This window comes from Acidimicrobiia bacterium, assembly GCA_036271555.1.
In the GTDB taxonomy this organism is placed as follows: Bacteria; Actinomycetota; Acidimicrobiia; order IMCC26256; family PALSA-610; genus DATBAK01.
Genome location: DATBAK010000028.1, coordinates 1 through 17,942 on the forward strand (window position 1 = coordinate 1; position 17,942 = coordinate 17,942).

Annotated in this window: 17 protein-coding genes; 2 read left to right on the forward strand and 15 right to left on the reverse strand. The window is 69.4% G+C overall.

What is annotated here, in order from left to right; translation table 11 throughout:
* Positions 1–949 precede the first annotated feature (949 nt).
* The 7 genes from VH914_08390 to VH914_08420 form a co-directional block, all read right to left on the reverse strand.
* Entirely contained in the window at positions 950–1,693 is a 744-nt protein-coding gene (locus tag VH914_08390; protein ID HEX4491205.1) for an ABC transporter ATP-binding protein, read from the reverse strand.
* On the reverse strand, positions 1,690–2,484 hold the full coding sequence (locus VH914_08395) for an ABC transporter ATP-binding protein (GenBank protein ID HEX4491206.1): 795 nt from the start codon (positions 2,482–2,484) through the stop codon (positions 1,690–1,692). Before VH914_08395 ends, VH914_08390 begins: the two co-directional genes overlap by 4 nt.
* Positions 2,481–4,421 (reverse strand): ABC transporter permease, encoded by a 1,941-nt coding sequence (locus VH914_08400; protein ID HEX4491207.1) that lies wholly within the window; start codon positions 4,419–4,421, stop codon positions 2,481–2,483. The genes VH914_08395 and VH914_08400 overlap by 4 nt, the downstream gene beginning before the upstream one ends.
* Before the next feature lie 25 nt (positions 4,422–4,446).
* A complete protein-coding gene (locus VH914_08405) occupies positions 4,447–5,709 on the reverse strand; it encodes an ABC transporter substrate-binding protein (protein ID HEX4491208.1) in 1,263 nt (420 codons plus the stop codon).
* 284 nt (positions 5,710–5,993) lie between these two features.
* Positions 5,994–6,860, reverse strand: a complete 867-nt coding sequence (locus VH914_08410) for a hypothetical protein (GenBank protein HEX4491209.1) — start codon at positions 6,858–6,860, stop codon at positions 5,994–5,996.
* Between the two features lie 156 nt (positions 6,861–7,016).
* Entirely contained in the window at positions 7,017–7,301 is a 285-nt protein-coding gene (locus tag VH914_08415) for a MazG nucleotide pyrophosphohydrolase domain-containing protein (GenBank protein ID HEX4491210.1), read from the reverse strand.
* A gap of 293 nt (positions 7,302–7,594) precedes the next feature.
* Positions 7,595–8,032: a hemerythrin domain-containing protein gene (locus VH914_08420; protein HEX4491211.1), complete on the reverse strand. Its 438-nt coding sequence runs from the start codon at positions 8,030–8,032 to the stop codon at positions 7,595–7,597.
* A 150-nt stretch (positions 8,033–8,182) separates the two neighbouring features.
* Here VH914_08420 and VH914_08425 point away from each other — a divergent pair, with 150 nt between their 5' ends.
* Entirely contained in the window at positions 8,183–8,362 is a 180-nt protein-coding gene (locus tag VH914_08425) for a hypothetical protein (protein ID HEX4491212.1), read from the forward strand.
* A gap of 7 nt (positions 8,363–8,369) precedes the next feature.
* Here the strand turns inward: VH914_08425 and efeB are convergent, their stop codons facing one another.
* From efeB to VH914_08450, 5 genes are all read right to left on the reverse strand, one after another.
* Entirely contained in the window at positions 8,370–9,617 is a 1,248-nt protein-coding gene (efeB, locus tag VH914_08430) for an iron uptake transporter deferrochelatase/peroxidase subunit (protein HEX4491213.1), read from the reverse strand.
* The gene (locus VH914_08435) at positions 9,607–10,806 is read right to left on the reverse strand and encodes an EfeM/EfeO family lipoprotein (protein ID HEX4491214.1); all 1,200 of its coding nucleotides are present in this window, start codon (positions 10,804–10,806) and stop codon (positions 9,607–9,609) included. Before VH914_08435 ends, efeB begins: the two co-directional genes overlap by 11 nt.
* 45 nt (positions 10,807–10,851) lie before the next feature.
* Complete coding sequence (locus VH914_08440; protein HEX4491215.1) at positions 10,852–12,618, reverse strand: alkaline phosphatase family protein; 1,767 nt, start codon at positions 12,616–12,618, stop codon at positions 10,852–10,854.
* Positions 12,619–12,727: 109 nt separating this feature from the next.
* Entirely contained in the window at positions 12,728–13,369 is a 642-nt protein-coding gene (locus tag VH914_08445; GenBank protein HEX4491216.1) for a ferric reductase-like transmembrane domain-containing protein, read from the reverse strand.
* The gene (locus tag VH914_08450; protein HEX4491217.1) at positions 13,366–14,334 is read right to left on the reverse strand and encodes an FAD:protein FMN transferase; all 969 of its coding nucleotides are present in this window, start codon (positions 14,332–14,334) and stop codon (positions 13,366–13,368) included. Before VH914_08450 ends, VH914_08445 begins: the two co-directional genes overlap by 4 nt.
* A gap of 151 nt (positions 14,335–14,485) precedes the next feature.
* Here VH914_08450 and VH914_08455 point away from each other — a divergent pair, with 151 nt between their 5' ends.
* Entirely contained in the window at positions 14,486–14,767 is a 282-nt protein-coding gene (locus VH914_08455; protein ID HEX4491218.1) for a hypothetical protein, read from the forward strand.
* Positions 14,768–14,785: 18 nt separating this feature from the next.
* Here VH914_08455 and VH914_08460 read toward each other — a convergent pair whose 3' ends face one another.
* From VH914_08460 to VH914_08470, 3 genes are all read right to left on the reverse strand, one after another.
* Entirely contained in the window at positions 14,786–16,159 is a 1,374-nt protein-coding gene (locus tag VH914_08460; GenBank protein HEX4491219.1) for a PQQ-binding-like beta-propeller repeat protein, read from the reverse strand.
* Positions 16,160–16,239: 80 nt separating this feature from the next.
* Positions 16,240–16,365 carry a hypothetical protein gene (locus VH914_08465; protein ID HEX4491220.1) on the reverse strand — a complete coding sequence of 42 codons (126 nt, stop codon included), beginning with the start codon at positions 16,363–16,365 and terminating at the stop codon, positions 16,240–16,242.
* Positions 16,366–16,423: 58 nt separating this feature from the next.
* A complete protein-coding gene (locus VH914_08470; protein HEX4491221.1) occupies positions 16,424–17,917 on the reverse strand; it encodes a PQQ-dependent sugar dehydrogenase in 1,494 nt (497 codons plus the stop codon).
* Positions 17,918–17,942: the final 25 nt, after the last annotated feature.

Consider the following 17,942-nt stretch of genomic DNA (forward strand, 5'->3'; position numbering starts at 1 on the left):
CAGACAGGGAGAGGGTGGCCCGTCCGATCACTCCCGGGTAGGCCGCTGGAACCGTCGGGTAACCGCCGGTCGAGAGGGATGGCCGCCCCGGGCGCGCGAGCGCCCGGACAGAATCCGGCGTACAGGCCGACTCACCACCACTTGAGCCTCCGACTGGGGCTTTTGCTCCGGTTCGAGGTGCGGCCGTCCTCGAATTGTCCTCAGGTTGTCGGAACCAGCGGGAGCTTGCCGAGATCGGCGTTACCGAACCCGTGTTGCTCGAGCGGCGCTCCCGAGACGTGACCGCTGGTAGGCGGGGTTCGTGGCGGACAGCTCGCCCGTCTGCGCAATGGCCTGAGCGTTCGACAGCCGTACCTCGCGAGGCGTCGACCTTGCGCCGTAGTCCTCCGCCGACCGCGGCGGCGAGCGGCCGCGCCGGCATGACCTGCGAGTGCGTCGTGGTCCCGCGCAAGTCGAGCATCTCTCGAGCAGGTCGTTGCGCAGCCGGTCGAGGTCGTCCGCCGGCAACCGGCCGCGTCGCGTCGCCTCGCTGATGAGCGCTTTTCGACTATCCGGGCGGCCGCCCTGCGAGCCCCGGCGCTCAGGGCGACAACGAGCACGCGAACCTGACGTCGCGAAGCGTTCCGAGCCAGAAGCGAACGTCGTCGGCTTGCTCGAACGGGTCGTCACTCATGAAGGCAACGCTACGACGAGCGCGTCACCATGGCACGCGTTGCCGCCACCATGTAATAAGCGGCTTGCATCGTGGCGACATAGCGCCAAATACCCTGCCACTTAGGCACTCGCATTCGACACTATGCGCAACGGGCGTCATGTTGTCTGAACTGCGGGTTCGCGCCGAACGGGGCTTGCTCGGCCTCGAACTGCCTGACGACGGCACAACTTCGTACACGGTGACATCGGACGCCGACGGCGACTACCGCCTGTCGAGCTGGTCGATGTGGCGGTGTCACGGCTTCGATGGCGGTGCGACTTCTCCCGCTCCGACGTAGCTCGCCAGCAGTTCGTCGTGCGCGGCGGCGGCCGGCCCCGACCAACCGACGACGCCCTGCCGCATGATGACGACGTCATCGGCAAGCGCGAGCGCGCGATGGGCGTACTGCTCGATGAGCAGCACGGCCACGCCGGCGGCCTTCGCGTGCGCAAGCGACTCGAACACGACGTCGACGAGCTTGGGCGCGAGACCGAGTGACATCTCGTCCGCGATGAGCAACCGCGGCGGCGCAGCGAGCACGCGCGCAAGAGCAAGCATCTGCTGCTCACCACCCGACAGCGTGCCGGCAGCCTGTGACCGCCGCTGGCCGAGGATCGGGAACAGCTCGACCGCGCGATCCAGCGCGCCTGCCCGCTCGCCGCGCGGCACGGCGAAGCGCAGCATCGCGCGCAGGTTGTCGCCGACCGAGAGGTGCGGGAAGATCCCGCGCCCCTCGGGCACGTACGCGACGCCCCCGCGGCTGAGCCGGTACGGAGCCCAGCCCGCGACATCGACGCCGTCGAGTGAGACACGGCCCGCCGCGGGAACCACATGACCCGCGACCGCTGCCGCGAGTGAGCTCTTGCCGGCGCCGTTCGCGCCGAGCACGGCGAGCACACCGCCCGCCGGGAGCGCGAAGCTCACGTCGGCCACCGCGCGTGCCTCGCCGTACGTGACGCAGAGACCGTCGACTTCGAGCAACGGCACCGCCGCGCTCACGACCTCGCCCCGAGGTAGGCGGCCTGCACCGCGGCGTCAGCGCGGATCTCGGGCGACGAGCCGGTGGCAATCACGCGACCGAAGTCGAGCACCGTCACCGAGTCGGCGAGTCCGAGCACCATGTCGACGTTGTGCTCCACGAGCACGAGCGCGACGTCTTCCTGCTCGCGCACCCGTCGCAACGTGGCCGAGAGCTCGGCCGTCTCGTTCGCGTCGAGGCCCGACGACGGCTCGTCGAGCAGCAACACCGACGGCTGTGCGGCGAGCGCGCGTGCGACCTCGACGAGTCGGCCCGTGCCGAGGCCGATGGCACGCGCGCTCGTGCCCGCGACGGAGTCGAGCCGGAGCTCCTCGAGGATCGCGTCGACGACCTCGTTCTCCCGCGGTGTCGGCCGGTTTCCGAGCCCGATGAGGTCGAGCGGCAACGCGCGCGCGAGCGACGCGAGCGTGCGGCGCTGACGGGCGCGGTACGCGACGACCAGGTGCTCGCGCACCGTGAGCTCCCCGAAGAGCTCCAGCCGCTGGAAGGTGCGCGCGATCCCTCGGTGCGCGCGGGCCTGGGGCGAAGCGCGCGTCACGTCGACGCCCTGCATCCAGACGCTCCCGCCCGCGGGCCGCAAGAGTCCCGAGAGCACACCGAAGCAGGTGCTCTTGCCCGCGCCGTTCGGCCCGATGAGCCCGACGATCTCGCCGGGCCGAACGCTGAGCCCGACGCCGTCGAGCGCCACGAGCCCACCGAAGCGGACAGTGATGTCGCGCGCCTCGAGGAGCGCGGAGGTCGAGTCGCTCATGTCGCCCCCGCGGCGCGTGCCGCGCGGCGGCGCGCCCGCGCGTCCCGTCGCTCGCCATGCTGGTGCGCGACGTCGACCACGATCCCCCGCGGCTCACGCGCGAGCGCGATCGCGCCGAGACCGAACAGCAACGTCGGGAGGTTGAGCCATCGTCCCGAGAGGTGGTCGGTGACGAGCTGCGGCAACACGGCGAAGGAGAGACCCGCGAGCAGCGCACCGGTGATGGAGCGCACGCCCCACGTCACCGTTACGGTGAGCCATACGACACCGATGAGCGCGTCGAACTGGTTCATGTTCGCCCGACCCGCGTAGCTCGCGTACAGGCCGCCGCCCACACCCGCGATGAACGCGCTGAGTCCGAAGGCGACGAACTTCGACCACACGATATTGATCCCGAGTGTCGCGGTCGCGGCCTCGCTCGACCGTGTGGCCGCGAGATTGAGCCCCGTCGTCGACCGCTTCACGTTGCGCACCAGCAGCGCGAACACGACGAAACACACGACCAAGAGGTAATAGAACTCCTTGTCGGTGTTGAGGCCGACGGGGCGCGGCACCTCCACTCCCTGGCCGAAGTTGCTGACGCGCGGTTCCTGGAAGTACGTGTTCTGCACGAGCTGCGTGAAGGCGAGTGTCGCGAGCGCGAGGTACAGGTCCCCCAGGCGGAGACTCGGCAGCGCCGCGAGCAGCCCGATCGGCACGACCACGAGTGCGGCGAGGAGGACGGCGAACAGGAGGGGAATGCCGTGGTTGAACGCGTACTGCGCGGTGAGCGCGGCCGCGATGCCCGCGAAGGTGATCTGGCAGAGCGAGATCATCCCGCCCTCACCCGTGACGACGACGTACGACAGGAACGCGATCGCGAGCGCGAGTCCGCTCGCGACGATGCTGAGCCACAACCCGTTCAGGAACGCGGGTGCGATCAGCACGGCCGTGAGGCACACCGCTATCGGGAACAGTCGCCGCCACAGCGGCTGCTGCGTCCCCGTGATCGCGACCGCGCGCGGCTCGATCCTCGCGCGCGTGTCGACCGCGAACCGCTCCTCACGCAGGCCGTTGTACGCGAGCAGGAACACGAGCATCACGATGAACGGGATGCTCGGACGGAGCCCGAGGATCAGCGGGTTGTTCGCGGACGCGAAGTGCGTCAGAAAGTGCTGGAATTGCTGGCTCGCCGACAGCTCCTGGAGCAGCCCGAGCAGCATCGACCCCGCGAACGCGAGCACGAGACTGTGCATGCGCGCGACGACCATCGCCGCGAAGGAGCCGAGCAGTAGAAACGTGAACTGCTCAATGGTGAAGCCGCGCAGCGCGCCGAGGAGCACGCCGGCTGCGCCCGCGAGCATCGTGCCGATCATCCACGACACCGCGGTGACGAACGAGGTGTTTACGCCGTTCGCGCCGGCCATGCGCGACGAGTCGACCGCAGCGCGCACCGAAAGCCCGTACGGCGTCGCGCGCAGGAGCACGGTGAGGAGCACGGCGATCGCGACGGCCGCGAGGACGACGACGACTTGGTTCGAGTCGACCGCGACGCCGACGATCTTGTACTCGTGCGGTGGCGACCAGAACATGCTCGGCCGCACGTCGGCATCGATCGTCGGATAGAGAATCGACGCGAGCGCGGGCAGCGCCACGGACAACCCGACGGTCGAGACGAGCCGCACGAACGACGGCGTCTCGCCGAGCCTCCGGAACAGTACGAACCACAAGAGCAGGCCGAGCAGCGGCGAGAACCCGAAGATCGTCACGACGCCGGCGACGTGCGCGTTCCAGCCCCAGTCCTGCACGGCTTCGTAGAACGTCACCGCGACGAAGAACGCGATCGCGCCGTGCGCGAAGTTGAACACCCGCGACGACGTGTACGTCAGCACGAGGCCAAGGGTCGCGATCGCGTAGACGCTACCGACGACGACGCCGGCGACGATATAGGTGCTCACGAACGACGCTCGCTCGGCGCCGCGATCAGAAGTGGATCGGCGTGCCGCATTGCTGCTGCCCGCCGAACTGCGGCACGAACTTCGCGTTCACCACCTTCACGTAGTACGCGCAGGCGAACTCCTTGCCGAATCCGGTCTCGAGGTTCACGGGGTCGAACGCGCCACCGCCTGTGTAAGCGGTCTCCATGCGCAGGTTGTTGATGAACGCCTTGCGCGTCGGACACGAGACCCCCGCGTCCTTGATGCCCTGGATCGTGATCTCGCCCGACAGCCAGCCGATGTAGCTGATCTGGTTCTGCACCGCGCCCTTCGGCATCGCCGCGTTGAACGCCTGAAACGCCGGAGGGTTCGACTCGAAGGGCTTGAACTCGAGGCCGAAGAACGCGCCCTCCATGCCCGGCAGCGAGAGCACACGCGGGTCGTAACCTCCGGGGAATTGCACCTCTTTCATCACGACGCCGTCCTTCTTCAACTGCGCGGACAACGACGTATTCGGGATGAAGTCCATGCCGGTGAGGACACCGTTGGCCCCCGACTGCTTGATCGCTTGCGCTTCGGCGGTGAAGTCACTCGCACCCGCGGGCACGCTCTCGTTGTCGTACACGATCTTGATCCCGCCGACTTGCGCGATCGCCTTCTTGTTGCGGGTCAGGAAGTCGACGCTCGCCGCATTCCCACCGCCGATGAGCGCGAGCTTGGTGACCCCCTCGCGCTTCATGAGGTCGGCGTCGCGGTTGTTGTAGACGTGCCCGGGGTCGGCAGCCGTCGGCAACCGGAACGTGAACATGTTCGTGTCGATGCTCCACGCGGGCACGCCGACGTGCCAGCCCGTGACGGGAATGCTGTGTGAGTTCAGGTACGCCGCGCCGCCACCAGACGCGCTCGTCACTTCGATGATCGCCCAGACCTTTGCGTTCTCGACGAGGTCGCGGACCTGTTGGAGGTTCTTCGTCTGATCGGCCGCATCGTCGCGGATGACGAGCTGGATCTTGCGCGTGCCGAGCTCGCCGTCGCTGTTCGCCTTGTCGATGCGCGCCTTGATGCCCGCGAGCGAGTCGGAGAACGACGCGGCCTGCGGACCGGTCTGCGGCGCGATCACGCCGACCTTGATGCTGGAGTCGCTGATACCGGGCTCGTCGACGCAAGGGTTCGGCGCCGCGATCTTCGTGAGCTTTGCGAACTGGTTCCCGGATGAGCTCGTCGGCGACGATCCGCCCGATCCCGACTTACTGCTCGTGTTGCTGCACGCGCCCAACCCGAGTGCCAGCACCGCCGTGGCAACGAGCACCAAACGATGACTCCGCACGAACGAACCCCCCGGCTCGAGCACATGGTCGCGCCCCGGTCGGTCCCTCCTCCGGAACCTGACGGGCGAGTCAGCAGTGTCGCACAGGATCAGGATCGACAGCGCGAATGGGCGCGACGTATCGCGCTCGCGACGCGACCTCGATCTGACCCCCGACCGGCGAGCGCACGACATCCGGAGCGAAACGAATGACGGTTCTCACGGGGTGGACCCTCGCTGCGCGCTGCGCACGGCCACGCCCTGCCACGTGCAGCGCGACGGATACGTCATCGTCTGCTCGACGGGCGGGCCGGCTGCGGCAGCGCGGCATCAGTCGCGGCTGCGATCGCGTCGCCATACCGCACTTCACCGCTTGAATAGACGTTGGTCCACTTGCCGTTGGCGTAGGTCGCGCACGGGTGCGTTCCGGGATACGTGATGCCGATCGGGCAGAGATGGATGCCGACCTGAAGCCCGATGTCGGTGCGCACATCGATTTGCCCGGCCGCACAGCCGTCCTTCTTCGGCTTCACCTCTGTCGGCAGGCAGGGGAGCGTCTGCGCGTACACGCCATCGTTCGACACCGAGCGATTCGCCGCGTCGGAGACCGCGACGTTCGAGTACGACGGCGCGAGGCTCTCCGCGATGCCGTAGACGCTCGTCACGGCTGCATTCCAGTCCGCATCCCTGCCGATCGGAGCACCCTCCAGGAAAAGGACCGTCGACGCGTGCGCGGCCGAAAAGAACGCGCTCAGGTCAGACCGGTATTTGGCGAGGTACGCCGGAGAGTTGTACGCAAGCGGCACACCATCGACGTCGTCCATGCACGGCGAGTTCGAGTTTCCTTCGGTCGCGAGAACGACCGCCGTCGGGTGGTACTTCGCGATGTCGCCGGGTAGTCGTTGCAACCAGTCGCAAGGCGCGGTGGTCGGCACCGCGAAGACATGCCGCGTCCAGACCTTGCCATTGATGCCTTTGGCAATGAACTTGGCCGACTCCCAGACGAGCGAGTCCCCGTAGATGAGCACAACGGGCTTCCTCACCGGAGCGGCAACCGCCGCGTGCGCGGAAACGACGCTGGTCGCGGCGATCACCGCGAGACCGATGGCGATGACACGGCGCGTCGACGCGCGCGGCGTCTGCAAAATCCCCACGAAGAAACCGCCCCCACAAGCCGCCCGTTTGTTGCGGGCGGAACAGTAGGCACGTGACTCGCCCCCTACAAGGACCAAATTCTGGCGCACTCACGCTGCGAAATGCTGAAACGAGCGTTGCCTTCGACGTCGGCTATAGCGACAATGCGCCTCGGCTCAGGCGCACGTGCACGGCGACGCGCCGCAACGAGGACAGCCGGCGGCGTAGCGCGCGACCGCGTCATCGAGTGAGAGACCGAGTTGGTTCGCCAACGAGGCGAGCCACGCGAGCGTGTCACCGAGCTCGTGCAACTGCTCGTCGCGCGTACCCTTCCGCACTGCCTTCGCGAGCTCGCCCACCTCTTCGGCGAGCCACGCGACCGTCGCCGGGATCCCCCGCGCGCGATCGCGACTGCCGTAGGTCGCTTCCATCTGCTGCTGTAGCTCGGCCAGATCCGTCATGAGACGAGAGTCTGGCCCGAAGCCCTAGAACCCGCGGCGCGCCGTGCGTTCCTCGCGCGCCTTGCGGCGCGCCTCGATGCTCTCGACGATCGCCTCGGCCGCTCGCGTACCACCGAGATGCTCGGAGAGCAGCGCGTCCAAGTCGACGTGTCGGGACGCGTGCTCAAAATCGTCATCGCGCGACGAACCGTCGCGTCCGCCCGTTCGTGACCGCATCGCCCGCCCTTCTGGTCGAAGGAGGAGTCGGCCTGTGTACGCGTCTGCTTGAAGCCTTTCGAGGCGGATCGAGGCCGCTACCCGACCTCGCCGGAGCTCCGGGAGGCGGATTCACCCCGGGCGGCCTCGAGCTTGCGCCCGAGCTCCTCGGCGTTCGCGCCGCAGTCGATCAGCGCGGGGAAGATCTCGCTCTCCTCGATCTTCACATGATCGACCACATTGCTCTGCAACGCCTCGAGCAGACGCGTGAGGTCCGTGGGCGGCGCCTCGTAGATCTGCGCGACCAGCGTGCGGATCGCCGCGTGCTCGGCCTCGGCGTCGTTCACGATGTCGTCGCCGCCGTCGACGATACGTCGGACCTCGGGATACAGCACCGACTCTTCGATCTCGGCGTGCAGCGTCAGCGCGTCGCACACCTGCCGGACGACGACGGGATCGGCGTCCTGACGCGCACGAGTGAGGAGATCGTCGATCTCTCGGTGGTCAGTGGTGAGGGATTCGAAGATGTCAGCCATTGCAGTCGTTGTCGCGAACCTGGGCTCCGGCGAAACGCTCGAGTCACTCAAGTTCGAGGACCGCCCCGCCGACGCGACGTTTTCCGGACCTCTGGCCGCGGTACACCCCGACGACCACGCCCCGGCAGCAGCTCGAGGGAGGGCCGGTCGATGAACTTCGGAATCGCAGTCTTGGTCGTGCTCGGCGTTTGGGCCGTCGTCTCGATCGTGGTGTCCGTGACCATCGGCAGCCTCGCGGAGTACCGCGACTCCGACCGCTTCCACTTCGTCGACACCGATCGGACCGACCAGGCCGAGCGCGAGGAACGACCCGACCGCATCGCGTCGTAGCGCCGCATCACGCGGACTCGACGAGCGCGCGGCCGTAGTAGTCGTTCTCGTCACGCACGCCCGGGAGCGCGAAGAAGTAGCCGCCGCCGACCGGGCTGACGTAGTCGACGAGCGGTTCGTCGACGAGGCGCTGCTGCACCGCCTCGAACTGGCGCCGCACATCCTGCTGGTAGCACGTGAACAACAGACCCAGGTCGAGGTTGCCGTTCGAGTCGATGCCGCGGTCGTAGTTGTAACCGCGCCGAAGAATGCGGCTGTCGTCGGTCGCCGCGGTGCGCGGGTTGGCGAGCCGGATGTGCGCGTCGCTGCGAATCACGAGCCCCTGCGGATCGCGCGTGTATGCGGGAACGTCGCGCTCGCGATTCCCGTCGAGCGGTGCGCCGGTGTCGCGCCGGCGTCCGATCATGTTCTCCTGCTCGTTCAACGACACGCGATCCCAGAACTCGACGAGGTTCCGGATGACGCGCGCGACGAGATAGCTGCCACCCGTCGTCCACGCGGGCTCGGGCGCGCGTCCCGACACCCACAACAGGTCGCGCGCCACCGACGCGTCGGCGATTTCCGGATTGGCGATGCCGTCCTTGAAGCCGAGAAGGTTGCGCGGCGTGCCGGACGGACGGGGCGGGCTGACGAATCCGTCGACGCGCCAGCGCGGTTGCATCGCACCGCGCACGTGCTTCGTGACGTCTCGCAACGCGTGCAGCACCGTGTCGGCGTCGTGCGCGCAGAGCTGCACGCTCACGTCGCCGTGGCAGCGCGCAGGATCGAGATCGTCGTTCGGGAACGTGCGCATCGGTGTGAGGTGCGCGGGCCGCACGCTCGCGAGCCCGAACCGCGCGTCGAACAGCGACGAGCCGACACCGACGATCGACGACAGCGCGTGGCGCGGCAGCGTCGGCCCGAGCAACCCGTTGTCGACGGGCGGTGCCGCGGGCCCCGCGTCCTCGGGCGCTCCCCCGTCGGCCAGGCGCCGGAGCCGGTCGGTCAACGTCCGGAGCAGCTCGCGCAGCTCGGCGCGGTCGCCGGCGACGACGTCGAACGAGCACAGGATCGTGAACGGCGTCGGCGGAGCGAGGATCTGCGCCTGGTAAAGCCCGTGGAACGGCGGCCGGTCGACCGCGCCGGCCGCCCCGGCCGACGCCGTGGCTCCGAACGCGTCGAGCCGTCCGCCGGCCGTCGCCGCAACCCCCGCGCCCGCGGCCGCGCCCGCGCCGAGCCGCAGGAACTTCCGGCGCGAGAAGCCGTCAGCTGTCATCGGAGCCCCGGGGTAGCTCGAGCACGTCGGGGATCGGGCTCAGCTGCTCGACCAACCCGCTCACCGCGGCGTCGATGCGCTCGCGATCCGCGCGCGACAGATCCGAGAGCGGCGTCCAAACGTCACCAACGTGCTGTGCATCGAGCAACGCGGCGAGCTCGCGCAGGCCCGATGTCGCGCGCGCGAGCAGCGCGGGATCGCGCGTGCGCAGCAGCGGCGCGATCGCCGACAGCGCGAGCTGGGTGCCGTCGACGTTCGCGCGCACGGTCGCGAGGTTCGTGTGACTTCCCTCGTCGGTGTCGCCGGTGAGCTCGAACTGCAACGAGTTCTCGAGGATCTCGTGCGTGCGCAACGACACGTCGTTCGGACCCGTCTGCAAGCGCGGGAACGCGGCCACGAGCGCGTGCACCGAATGATCGAGCTGATCCGCAACCGCAGCGGCACGCGACGACTCCGAAGACGCACCACCCCACAGATCCAGCTCCAACTCGTGAAAACCCTGGAACTGCGGATCGTCGACACCGCGAGGCAAGCCGTCGGCGCGCCCGTTGATCTCGGCGTCGTAGGCACCGAACGTGCCGTACGCCGCGCCCAATCGTTCGTACTGCATGTGCGCGACGAGCCAGTCGTGGCGCGCGGCGTCGAGCCGGCCCGCGTCGACGTCGGCGCGCAATGTGTCGGTCTGCTGCGCGAGCACGCCCATCGCGCGACTCACCGACGCGCGATACGTCGTGGTCGCCGCCGCGAGCTCGGTGTACGTGACCGGCACGAACGGATGCGCGTCGGTCACCGGCCGACCCGTCACCCGCACCACCGCCGAGAACGACACGGTGCCGTCGGCGCGGCCGCAGCGCCACGAGTACCGGCCCGGCGGCAGCGCGATCCGCAGCCCACGCGTCGTGTGCGCGGCCAGCACCTCGATCTCCGCGTACACCGTGCGCTGATCGGCGCCGACGAGCGAGACGTCGTACGTCTGCGCGGTCGCGTTCACGACCGACACCGTCGGATGACCCGATCGCGGCGCGCGCCAACCGCGCGCGCACGTGTTCGTCGAGATCTCCACCGTTGTCGACGGCGGCGCGGCGGCGCTCGTGCCGCCGCCACGGGTGACGACGATCGCGGCGATCGCGGCGGCGCCGAGCGCGCCCGCCGCGACCGCCACCCACTGGAACGTCCGCCGCCTCCTCACGAAGGGCAAGCGTAGGAACCTCGTCCGGGTCGAGCCGGCGCCTCCTCAGAAGCTCCGGCTCGATCCGGCGTCGTGCACCGCGGTGGGCGTGGTCGGCTCACCCGTCGCGGGATCGAGGTACAGCGGCCGCAAGGGCTTGGCGGCCGTGAAGTCGAACAGCCCATTGAGTGGGCCGGCGACCGTCGCGGCGGAGCCCGGGATCTGTCCGAGCTTCCAGTTCGCGGCGATGAACTTGTCGATCGACGACTGGTCGACGACCTTGTGGCCCACGAAGTCGGCGCGTGCCCGGGCCGAGATCACGATCAGCGGCAGGCGCGGCCCGTAACCGCAACGCCCCTGCTCGTTGCCGAGGTACGTCGTGCCCGTGCCGCACTGGTGCGAGCCGGTCAGCGCGTCGGCGGTGGTCTGCGACGGGTTCGTGACCCCGCTGAACGCGTGGTCGTACCAACCGTCGGAGTCGTCGTAGGCGACGACGATCGCGGTCGACTTCCACGTCGGCAGCTGCTCGAGCGCGTTGACCTCGCTCACCACGAACTGCTGCTCGTCGAGCGGGTCGGAGTAGCCCGCGTGCGCGTCCTGGTACGCGGGCGCCTTCAGGAAGCTCACGGCCGGCAGGTGGCTCGCGGGCAACGTGCCCGCGTGGATCGCGGCGACGAGCTGGTCGAACACGCTCATGTCGTACTGGTGGTTGGCGGTGTTGAACTTGCCCGGCTTCGCGGTGTCCTTGCCGACGACCGACAGCGACTTGGGCGCGAGGTGGTGCGGGTTCGCGGTCGACGCGTAGTAGTCGAACGGCTCGTGGTGCGGCACGTAGTCGGCCTTCGTGCCGTATTGCCCGGTGCCGCCGAGGGCGACGCCGACGTTGTGCGTCGCCGCGCACACCGCGCGCCCGGGCACGTTCAGCTGGTCGTAGTTCTTGGTCGTCGAGGCGGGACCGGTGTAGGCCGACGTCGGCGCGAAGCCGCCCTCGAAGAAGCCCCAGCTGAGACTCGCGGCGTCGAGGAGATCGCCGATGTTCTTGCCGGTCATCCCGACCGCGTCCCGGCTCGAGCAATCGTCGTAGTACGGCTGCGCGTCACCGATCAGCGAGTAGCCACCGTTGCCGTCGGCGACCGCGTCTCCGTTCACCGTCGCGGGCGGCGTGGGCAGCGCGCCGCGCACTGCATGCGTCGCGTCGATGCCGCCGGTGTCGCCGGCGGCGAGGTTGATCGCTCCGGGTGACGACGGGCCGAACGTGGTCGCGTAGAAGCTGTCGCTGATCGCGAAGTTCTGCGCGTAGTTCCAGAGCCCGGTCACGGTGTTGCCGTCGTAGTAATCCATGACGTCGCTCGCCGCGCAGGCGTGGCCGGCCGGCGACGACCCGCTCGCGGTGCCGACCGCAGCCGGGAACTTGTCCATCAGGCCGCCGTCGAACGCGTTCTGCTCGGGTGTGTACGAGTGATTCTGGTCGCAGGTGAGGATGTCGCCCGCGTTCGCCGGGTCGAGACGCGCGGGGTTCGCGCCGTTCGGGTTCGCCGTGAGGAGCTTGCCCTTCAGACCGTTCACCTTCGGCGTGCCCGCCTTCGCGGTGAACGGCTGACCGTCGGCGTTCGTCGCGTTGGGGTAGGTGCCGAAGTAGTGGTCGAACGAGACGTTCTCGCCGTAGATGACGACGACGTGCTGGATCGGCGTCGTGGCCGCGGGCGGTGTCGACGCGGAGGACGGCGTGACCCTCGCCGCGCTGCTCGCGCTGCTGACGCCGGGGAGCGCCAGGGCGCCACCCCCGAGTGCGGTCAGGGTCGCGACCGCGGCGACGAGCTTCCGGTGCTTCATGAAGGCTGGTCCTCTCGTCCGATCACCCACCGTAACTCGGAGGATCAGACTCCGGCCTGCCCGTCACAACCGAAGAGTGCGTGAACGGCAACCGACGGGTGCGTGGAGCTCAGGAGACCCGTGCGTCCTTCGACCGGGCACGCTGCGCAAACGATCGCGCCGCGCGCCCGTCGGCCTTCCCGCTCGACGGCCGCGCCGACGACAAGACGTCATGCGCGCGTTCCGAATCGTTCACCGGAACGTCGGCGAATCGCACCGCGGTCAGCAGCCCGATCACCACGGCCACGACGACCAGCGCGGCGCGCAACAGGAGCGCGTGGCGATCGGTGCCGACCGTGAGCCCGTGGATCGTCGCGGTCACGAACAGCGGAAAGCTCAGGAAGTGCACCGCGCGCCACGCCCGCTTCGACAACCGGTGCCGCAGCAACGACGTGATCTCCACTGCGAGCAGCAGGTAAAGGCTCACGATGCCCCATGCCATCGCGGCCGGATGCCACGAGCCGGTGAACGGCACGAGCGCGTTCACGATGCTGAAGTGCACGTACTGGTCGACGAGCACGGCACCCACATGGACCGCGGTGAACACGACCGCGAGGCCGCCGAGGTAACGGTGCAGGTCGAGGAGCCAGCTCGGACGCGGCCGTGAACCGAGCACCTTCGTGCTGAGGGCGAGTCCCCACAACACGCTGAACGCGAGGACCATCCACGCGACCACGCCCGACGATCGGGCCGCGTCCCACCACACGTTCACGACGCGACCTCCAACGCCGCGAACGCCACGCGCTCCGGTACCGCTCCGGCCACGAACCGCGAGAAGCCGGGCGTCGTCAGGACGCGGCCGTCGACCGTCACCGCGAGCGCCTCGGCCGCGGTCCCGCCGACGAGATCGAACACCCGCGCCGACCCGCGCAGCAGCTCCGCCTTGGCGAGCACCTCGGCCGTCCAACCCTCGCCCGCGACGACGCTGACGAGGGAGAGATCGGTCTCCGACGGCGCCCCGGTCGCGGGATCGATGAGGTGATGGCGGCGCTGACCTGCGACCCACCAGCGCCGCAACACGGTGGTCGAGGTCGCGATCGCGCCGTCGGCGAGCACCAGCGTCGCGATCGGTTCGGCGACGCCGGGATGTGTCACCGCGATCGGCCAACCGTCGTCCGAAGGACCGCGGCCGCGCACGCGCAGGTCGCCACCCAAGTTCACGCACACGCCCGTGGCACCGGCGGCCATCGCCTCGTCGGCGACGAGATCGGCCGCGAGCCCCTTGCCGATGCCGCCGGGATCGAAGCCGACACCGCACGGCATCCGCACGAGGCCGTCGCCCACCGCGATGCGGGTCGCGCCGCGCTGCAGCGCGCTCACACCCGAGTCGGTGATCGCGTCGAGCTCGGCGAACGAGCGGTCGTATCCCGCGCGGATGACGTCGCCGAGCACGGTCGGATCGAACGCGCCGCCCGTGAGGTGCCACGCCGCGATCGCGCGCTCGACCAGCAGCTGCGTCTCCGCGCTCACGCGCATCGTGCGGCCCGCGCGCCGGTTGAGGATCGAGATCTCGCTCAGCGGCACGAAGCGGCTCCATCGACGCTCGAGCTGCGCGACGCGCGCGATCGCGCTCGCGAGCAGCGCGGTGTCGTCGGCGACGACGATGAGATGCGCGTCGCTTCCCATCGCGCGGAACCGGGACTGGTGGACATGCGGGAGGGTCGGTGCGTCGATCACGTCGACGATGGTCGCCCGTCGACCTGGGAAGGAGCCGTGAGAAGTCTGCGGTGTCACCCAGCGGATCCGGAGCCGCTTCGCAGGCGCGCTCGCGACCATGAGCAACGACGAACGACGAACACTGCACGCACGAGAGTCAGGAGCCGACGCGATGACCCAGCCCGTCCCCGCCCGCCGCCGTCGCCCGCATCCCGCGCACCGCGCGCGTCGGATCGTGGGTGCCTCGAGTGTCGCCGGCATGCTCGCGCTGACCGGCTGCATGGCCGCGACGACTGCGGCATCGTCGACGTCGGCGAGCACGAACGGCACGGCCACGAGCAACTCGACCGACTCGAGCAAGACGTCGGCCACGACCGTGTCCGGCGCAACCAGTGCAACCAGCGCGACGACCGCGACCAACCCGCAGTCGGTGACTGCGTCGTCGGGAAGTTGAGCCCGACGACGACCGGCCTCAGGCCTCCAACACGTAGAGCGTCGACCGGTTCCGGTTGTTGTCGAACGACGCGAAGAACAGCAACCCCTCACCGACGGCGATCGACGAGCCCAGGTAGTCCTGCGCGGTGCCGACCTGGAAGAACGCGATCGGATCGCAGTTGGGTGCGCCGCATCCGGACGCCTTGAAGGCGTAGACGCCCGCGTCGACGGGCACGCCCGACGCCGGGCCCTTCGCGATCAGCACGATCCCGTTCGTCACGACGGGCGCGGATTCGGAGCCAGCCCCGAAGTTGCCGCCGGTCCACGTCGGCGTGCACGCGCGGTGCCCGCAACCGTCGGCCGGGAACGCCTCGACGACGCCTTCGCGGTTCGGGTCGAGGCTGCCCTGCGCGGCGACGAGCAACGTCGAGCCCGACACCGCGGGCGCCGCGCTCGGCGCGTCGTCGCCGAGGACGGCGTGCCACGACTCCGCGCACTCGGCTGCGCCGCATCCCGACGCGCGGAACACCGCGATCACGCCGCCGCCGTCGAACGTGCCGCTCGAGATGTAGAGGTTGCCGCGTGCGACCGTCGGCGAGCTGAATCCCACGCCCGACAACGAGGCCTGCCACACCGGCTTGCACGTCACCGCGGCGCACCCGCCGGCGGCGAACGCATAGAGATGACCGTGCAGCCCGCGGTACGTGCCGAAGTACACGAACCCGCCGCTGACCGCCGCCGCCGACGTGCTGTGGCCCGCACCCGAGCCCGTCCAACGCGGGTGGCACATGGTCTCACCACAGCCCGATGCCGCGAACGCGAGGAGCTTGCCGCCGTAGTTCGTGACGTACACGGTGCCGTTCGCGATCGCGATCGACGTCAGCGCGGCACTCCCCAACCACCCGCGCCACACCGGCGCGCACGTCGTCGCGTTCCCACAGCCGCGTGCGTCGAAGGCGTACAGGTGACGATCGCCCGACGCGACGAACACGGTGTTGCCGTCGACCGCGGGCGCGCCGTAGATGCCGTTGCGCGTGTGACCGGTCCAGAGCGGCTCGCAGTCACTGAACGCGTCGAGACATCCGGCCGCGTTGAACGCGTCGAGATCCCCGTCGGCGCTGCCGACGTAGACGATGCCGTTCGCGACGACCGGCGACGAGCTCGTCGCCTGACCACCGATGTCGCCGGTCCAGCGCGTGTGCATGGTCGTCACCGACGTGCGCGTGAACGACGGGTCGAGCGCGTTCACGCCGACGTGGTCCGCGCCGCCCGCGTACTGCGGCCACTCGTCGCTCGCGCGTGCGGTCGCGGACGCGGTCGCGGTCGCGGCGCGCGACACCGCCGGCAACGCGCCGACGATCGCGACGACGAGCCCCACCACGACCAGCAAACGGCTCCGGTTCCCGACCATCACGCACCCCCGAACGTCGTGGCGGACGCGAAGGGTACGGCTGCGCGGGCGCGTTCGTTCAGATGCGGATCAGAAGCCGATCAGGCCAGCGCCTGATGGGCGAGCATCACGAGCACGAGCGCCGTGAGCAGCAGGACCGTGAGCAGCCCGTAGAAGCCCGCGCGCGGCCGGCTGAACGGAAGCGGGCGCGGTTCGGTTCGCTGCACCCCGTCTCATCGGCGTGCGGGCCCGCTTCCTGAAACCGTGACCCCGAGGCCCTTCCCCTTACGGCCCGGTGTAGGTGACCCGGTGGACGGAGCCGTCGGCGAGGTTGACGTACCACATGTTGCCGGTCGCGGGATCGTTCTCGATGTCGACCGGGCCGAAGCCGGCAGCGTTGTGCACGAACGTCTGCAACGTCGACGAGTCCGGCAGGCCGTTCGCGCCCTTGAACATCACCCACATGCAGCCGCGCACGTAGTCGGAGAAGAACACCGCGCCCTGGTACGACGCGGGGTAGCTCGCGTTCAGCGCGGTGAAGTCGACGCCGCTGATCACCGACGAGCCCTTCTGTGTCGCGCAGGCGTCGTGCGGGCCGAGCTTCGAGCCATGGCTGTACTGGTAGTACGGCGGCACCGCGGGCGACGTCGTGTCGTTGTACAGCGACTGGCACATGTTCAACCCGGTGAAGCCGCCGTGCACGGCGTCACCCTCGTAGCAGGGCCAGCCGTAGTCCGGGGCGGGCTTGGTGGTCGGCGCCATGACGCGGTCGATCTCCTCCCACGTTCCCGCGCCGGCCTCGCTCACCCAGAGCTCGTTGGTGCCGGGCCGGAAGTTGAAGCGGAACGGGTTGCGGAAGCCGTAGGCGATGATGCGCGACGCGTTGCTCGACTTGTCGTTCTTGTCGAACATCGGGTTGCCCTTGACGCCCGCGCCGGTCAGGGGGTTCACGCGCAGCACCGAGCCGCTCAAGAGCACCGGCTGACCTGCGGGGCGCCGCGGGCTCTGCGACCGCAGCGAGCCGCCCTCGGCGGTCGGGCTCTGGTCGGGCGTGCCCGCGGGGTTCGGCGGGTCGCCGCACGCGTTCACCGGCGCCTGCGGGTTCTTCCCGGTGCCGCCGAGCTGGCCGAAGTCCTGGTCCGTGTAGCTCGCGCCCTCGCCGCCGCTCACGTAGAGGTCGCCGTCGGGACCGAACGCGAGGTGCCCGATCGAGTGGCTCGTGAACTGCTGGCACCACTGCTGGTTGATGAGGATCTTCTTGCGGCCCGCGCTGCCGTCGGGATTCACCGCGATGCGCACCAGCGTGCCGGTGACCACACAGCCGTTGATGGTGATCTTCGTCTGCACGCAGTGGTCGTGCCAGATCGGCGCCGTCTGTCCCGGTCCCGCGTCGACGGTGTAGAGCGCGTACACGAAGTCGTGTCCCGCGGTACCGAGTTGCGGGTCGACTGCGAGTCCGAGCAGACCGCGGTCGTAGTTGTCGAAGGTCTGACGCCGCAGGTCGACCCACAACGTCGGCGTCGTGTCGGACGCGTTGTCGTACACGACGATGTCGCCGCTCTTCTCCGACACGAAGATGCGGCCGTTGGGCGCGAACGCGACCGCGGTGGGCAGCGTGAGCCCGGTGAACACCGCGGTGTCGGTGAAGCCCGACGGCACGTTGGGTCGCGCCGCGCGACTCGGTGCCGACGCGCCGGGCTGCGCGGTCGCGGCGATCAGTGCGATCGCAACGAACAGCGCGAAGCCCGCGCCACTGAAGAGCCGCATCCGTGCACGCATCGTCAGCCTCCCTGGACCCACATCG

What these genes read in the sequence shown, in the direction of transcription:
- VH914_08420 (HEX4491211.1), bottom strand. Translation starts at nt 8,032, where the DNA reads ATGGCTGACATCTTCGAATCCCTCACCACTGACCACCGAGAGATCGAC.
- VH914_08470 (HEX4491221.1), bottom strand. Translation starts at nt 17,917, where the DNA reads ATGCGTGCACGGATGCGGCTCTTCAGTGGCGCGGGCTTCGCGCTGTTC.
- VH914_08415 (HEX4491210.1), bottom strand. Translation starts at nt 7,301, where the DNA reads ATGACGGATCTGGCCGAGCTACAGCAGCAGATGGAAGCGACCTACGGC.
- efeB (HEX4491213.1), bottom strand. Translation starts at nt 9,617, where the DNA reads ATGACAGCTGACGGCTTCTCGCGCCGGAAGTTCCTGCGGCTCGGCGCG.
- VH914_08455 (HEX4491218.1), top strand. Translation starts at nt 14,486, where the DNA reads ATGACCCAGCCCGTCCCCGCCCGCCGCCGTCGCCCGCATCCCGCGCAC.
- VH914_08460 (HEX4491219.1), bottom strand. Translation starts at nt 16,159, where the DNA reads ATGGTCGGGAACCGGAGCCGTTTGCTGGTCGTGGTGGGGCTCGTCGTC.
- VH914_08425 (HEX4491212.1), top strand. Translation starts at nt 8,183, where the DNA reads ATGAACTTCGGAATCGCAGTCTTGGTCGTGCTCGGCGTTTGGGCCGTC.
- VH914_08440 (HEX4491215.1), bottom strand. Translation starts at nt 12,618, where the DNA reads ATGAAGCACCGGAAGCTCGTCGCCGCGGTCGCGACCCTGACCGCACTC.
- VH914_08395 (HEX4491206.1), bottom strand. Translation starts at nt 2,484, where the DNA reads ATGAGCGACTCGACCTCCGCGCTCCTCGAGGCGCGCGACATCACTGTC.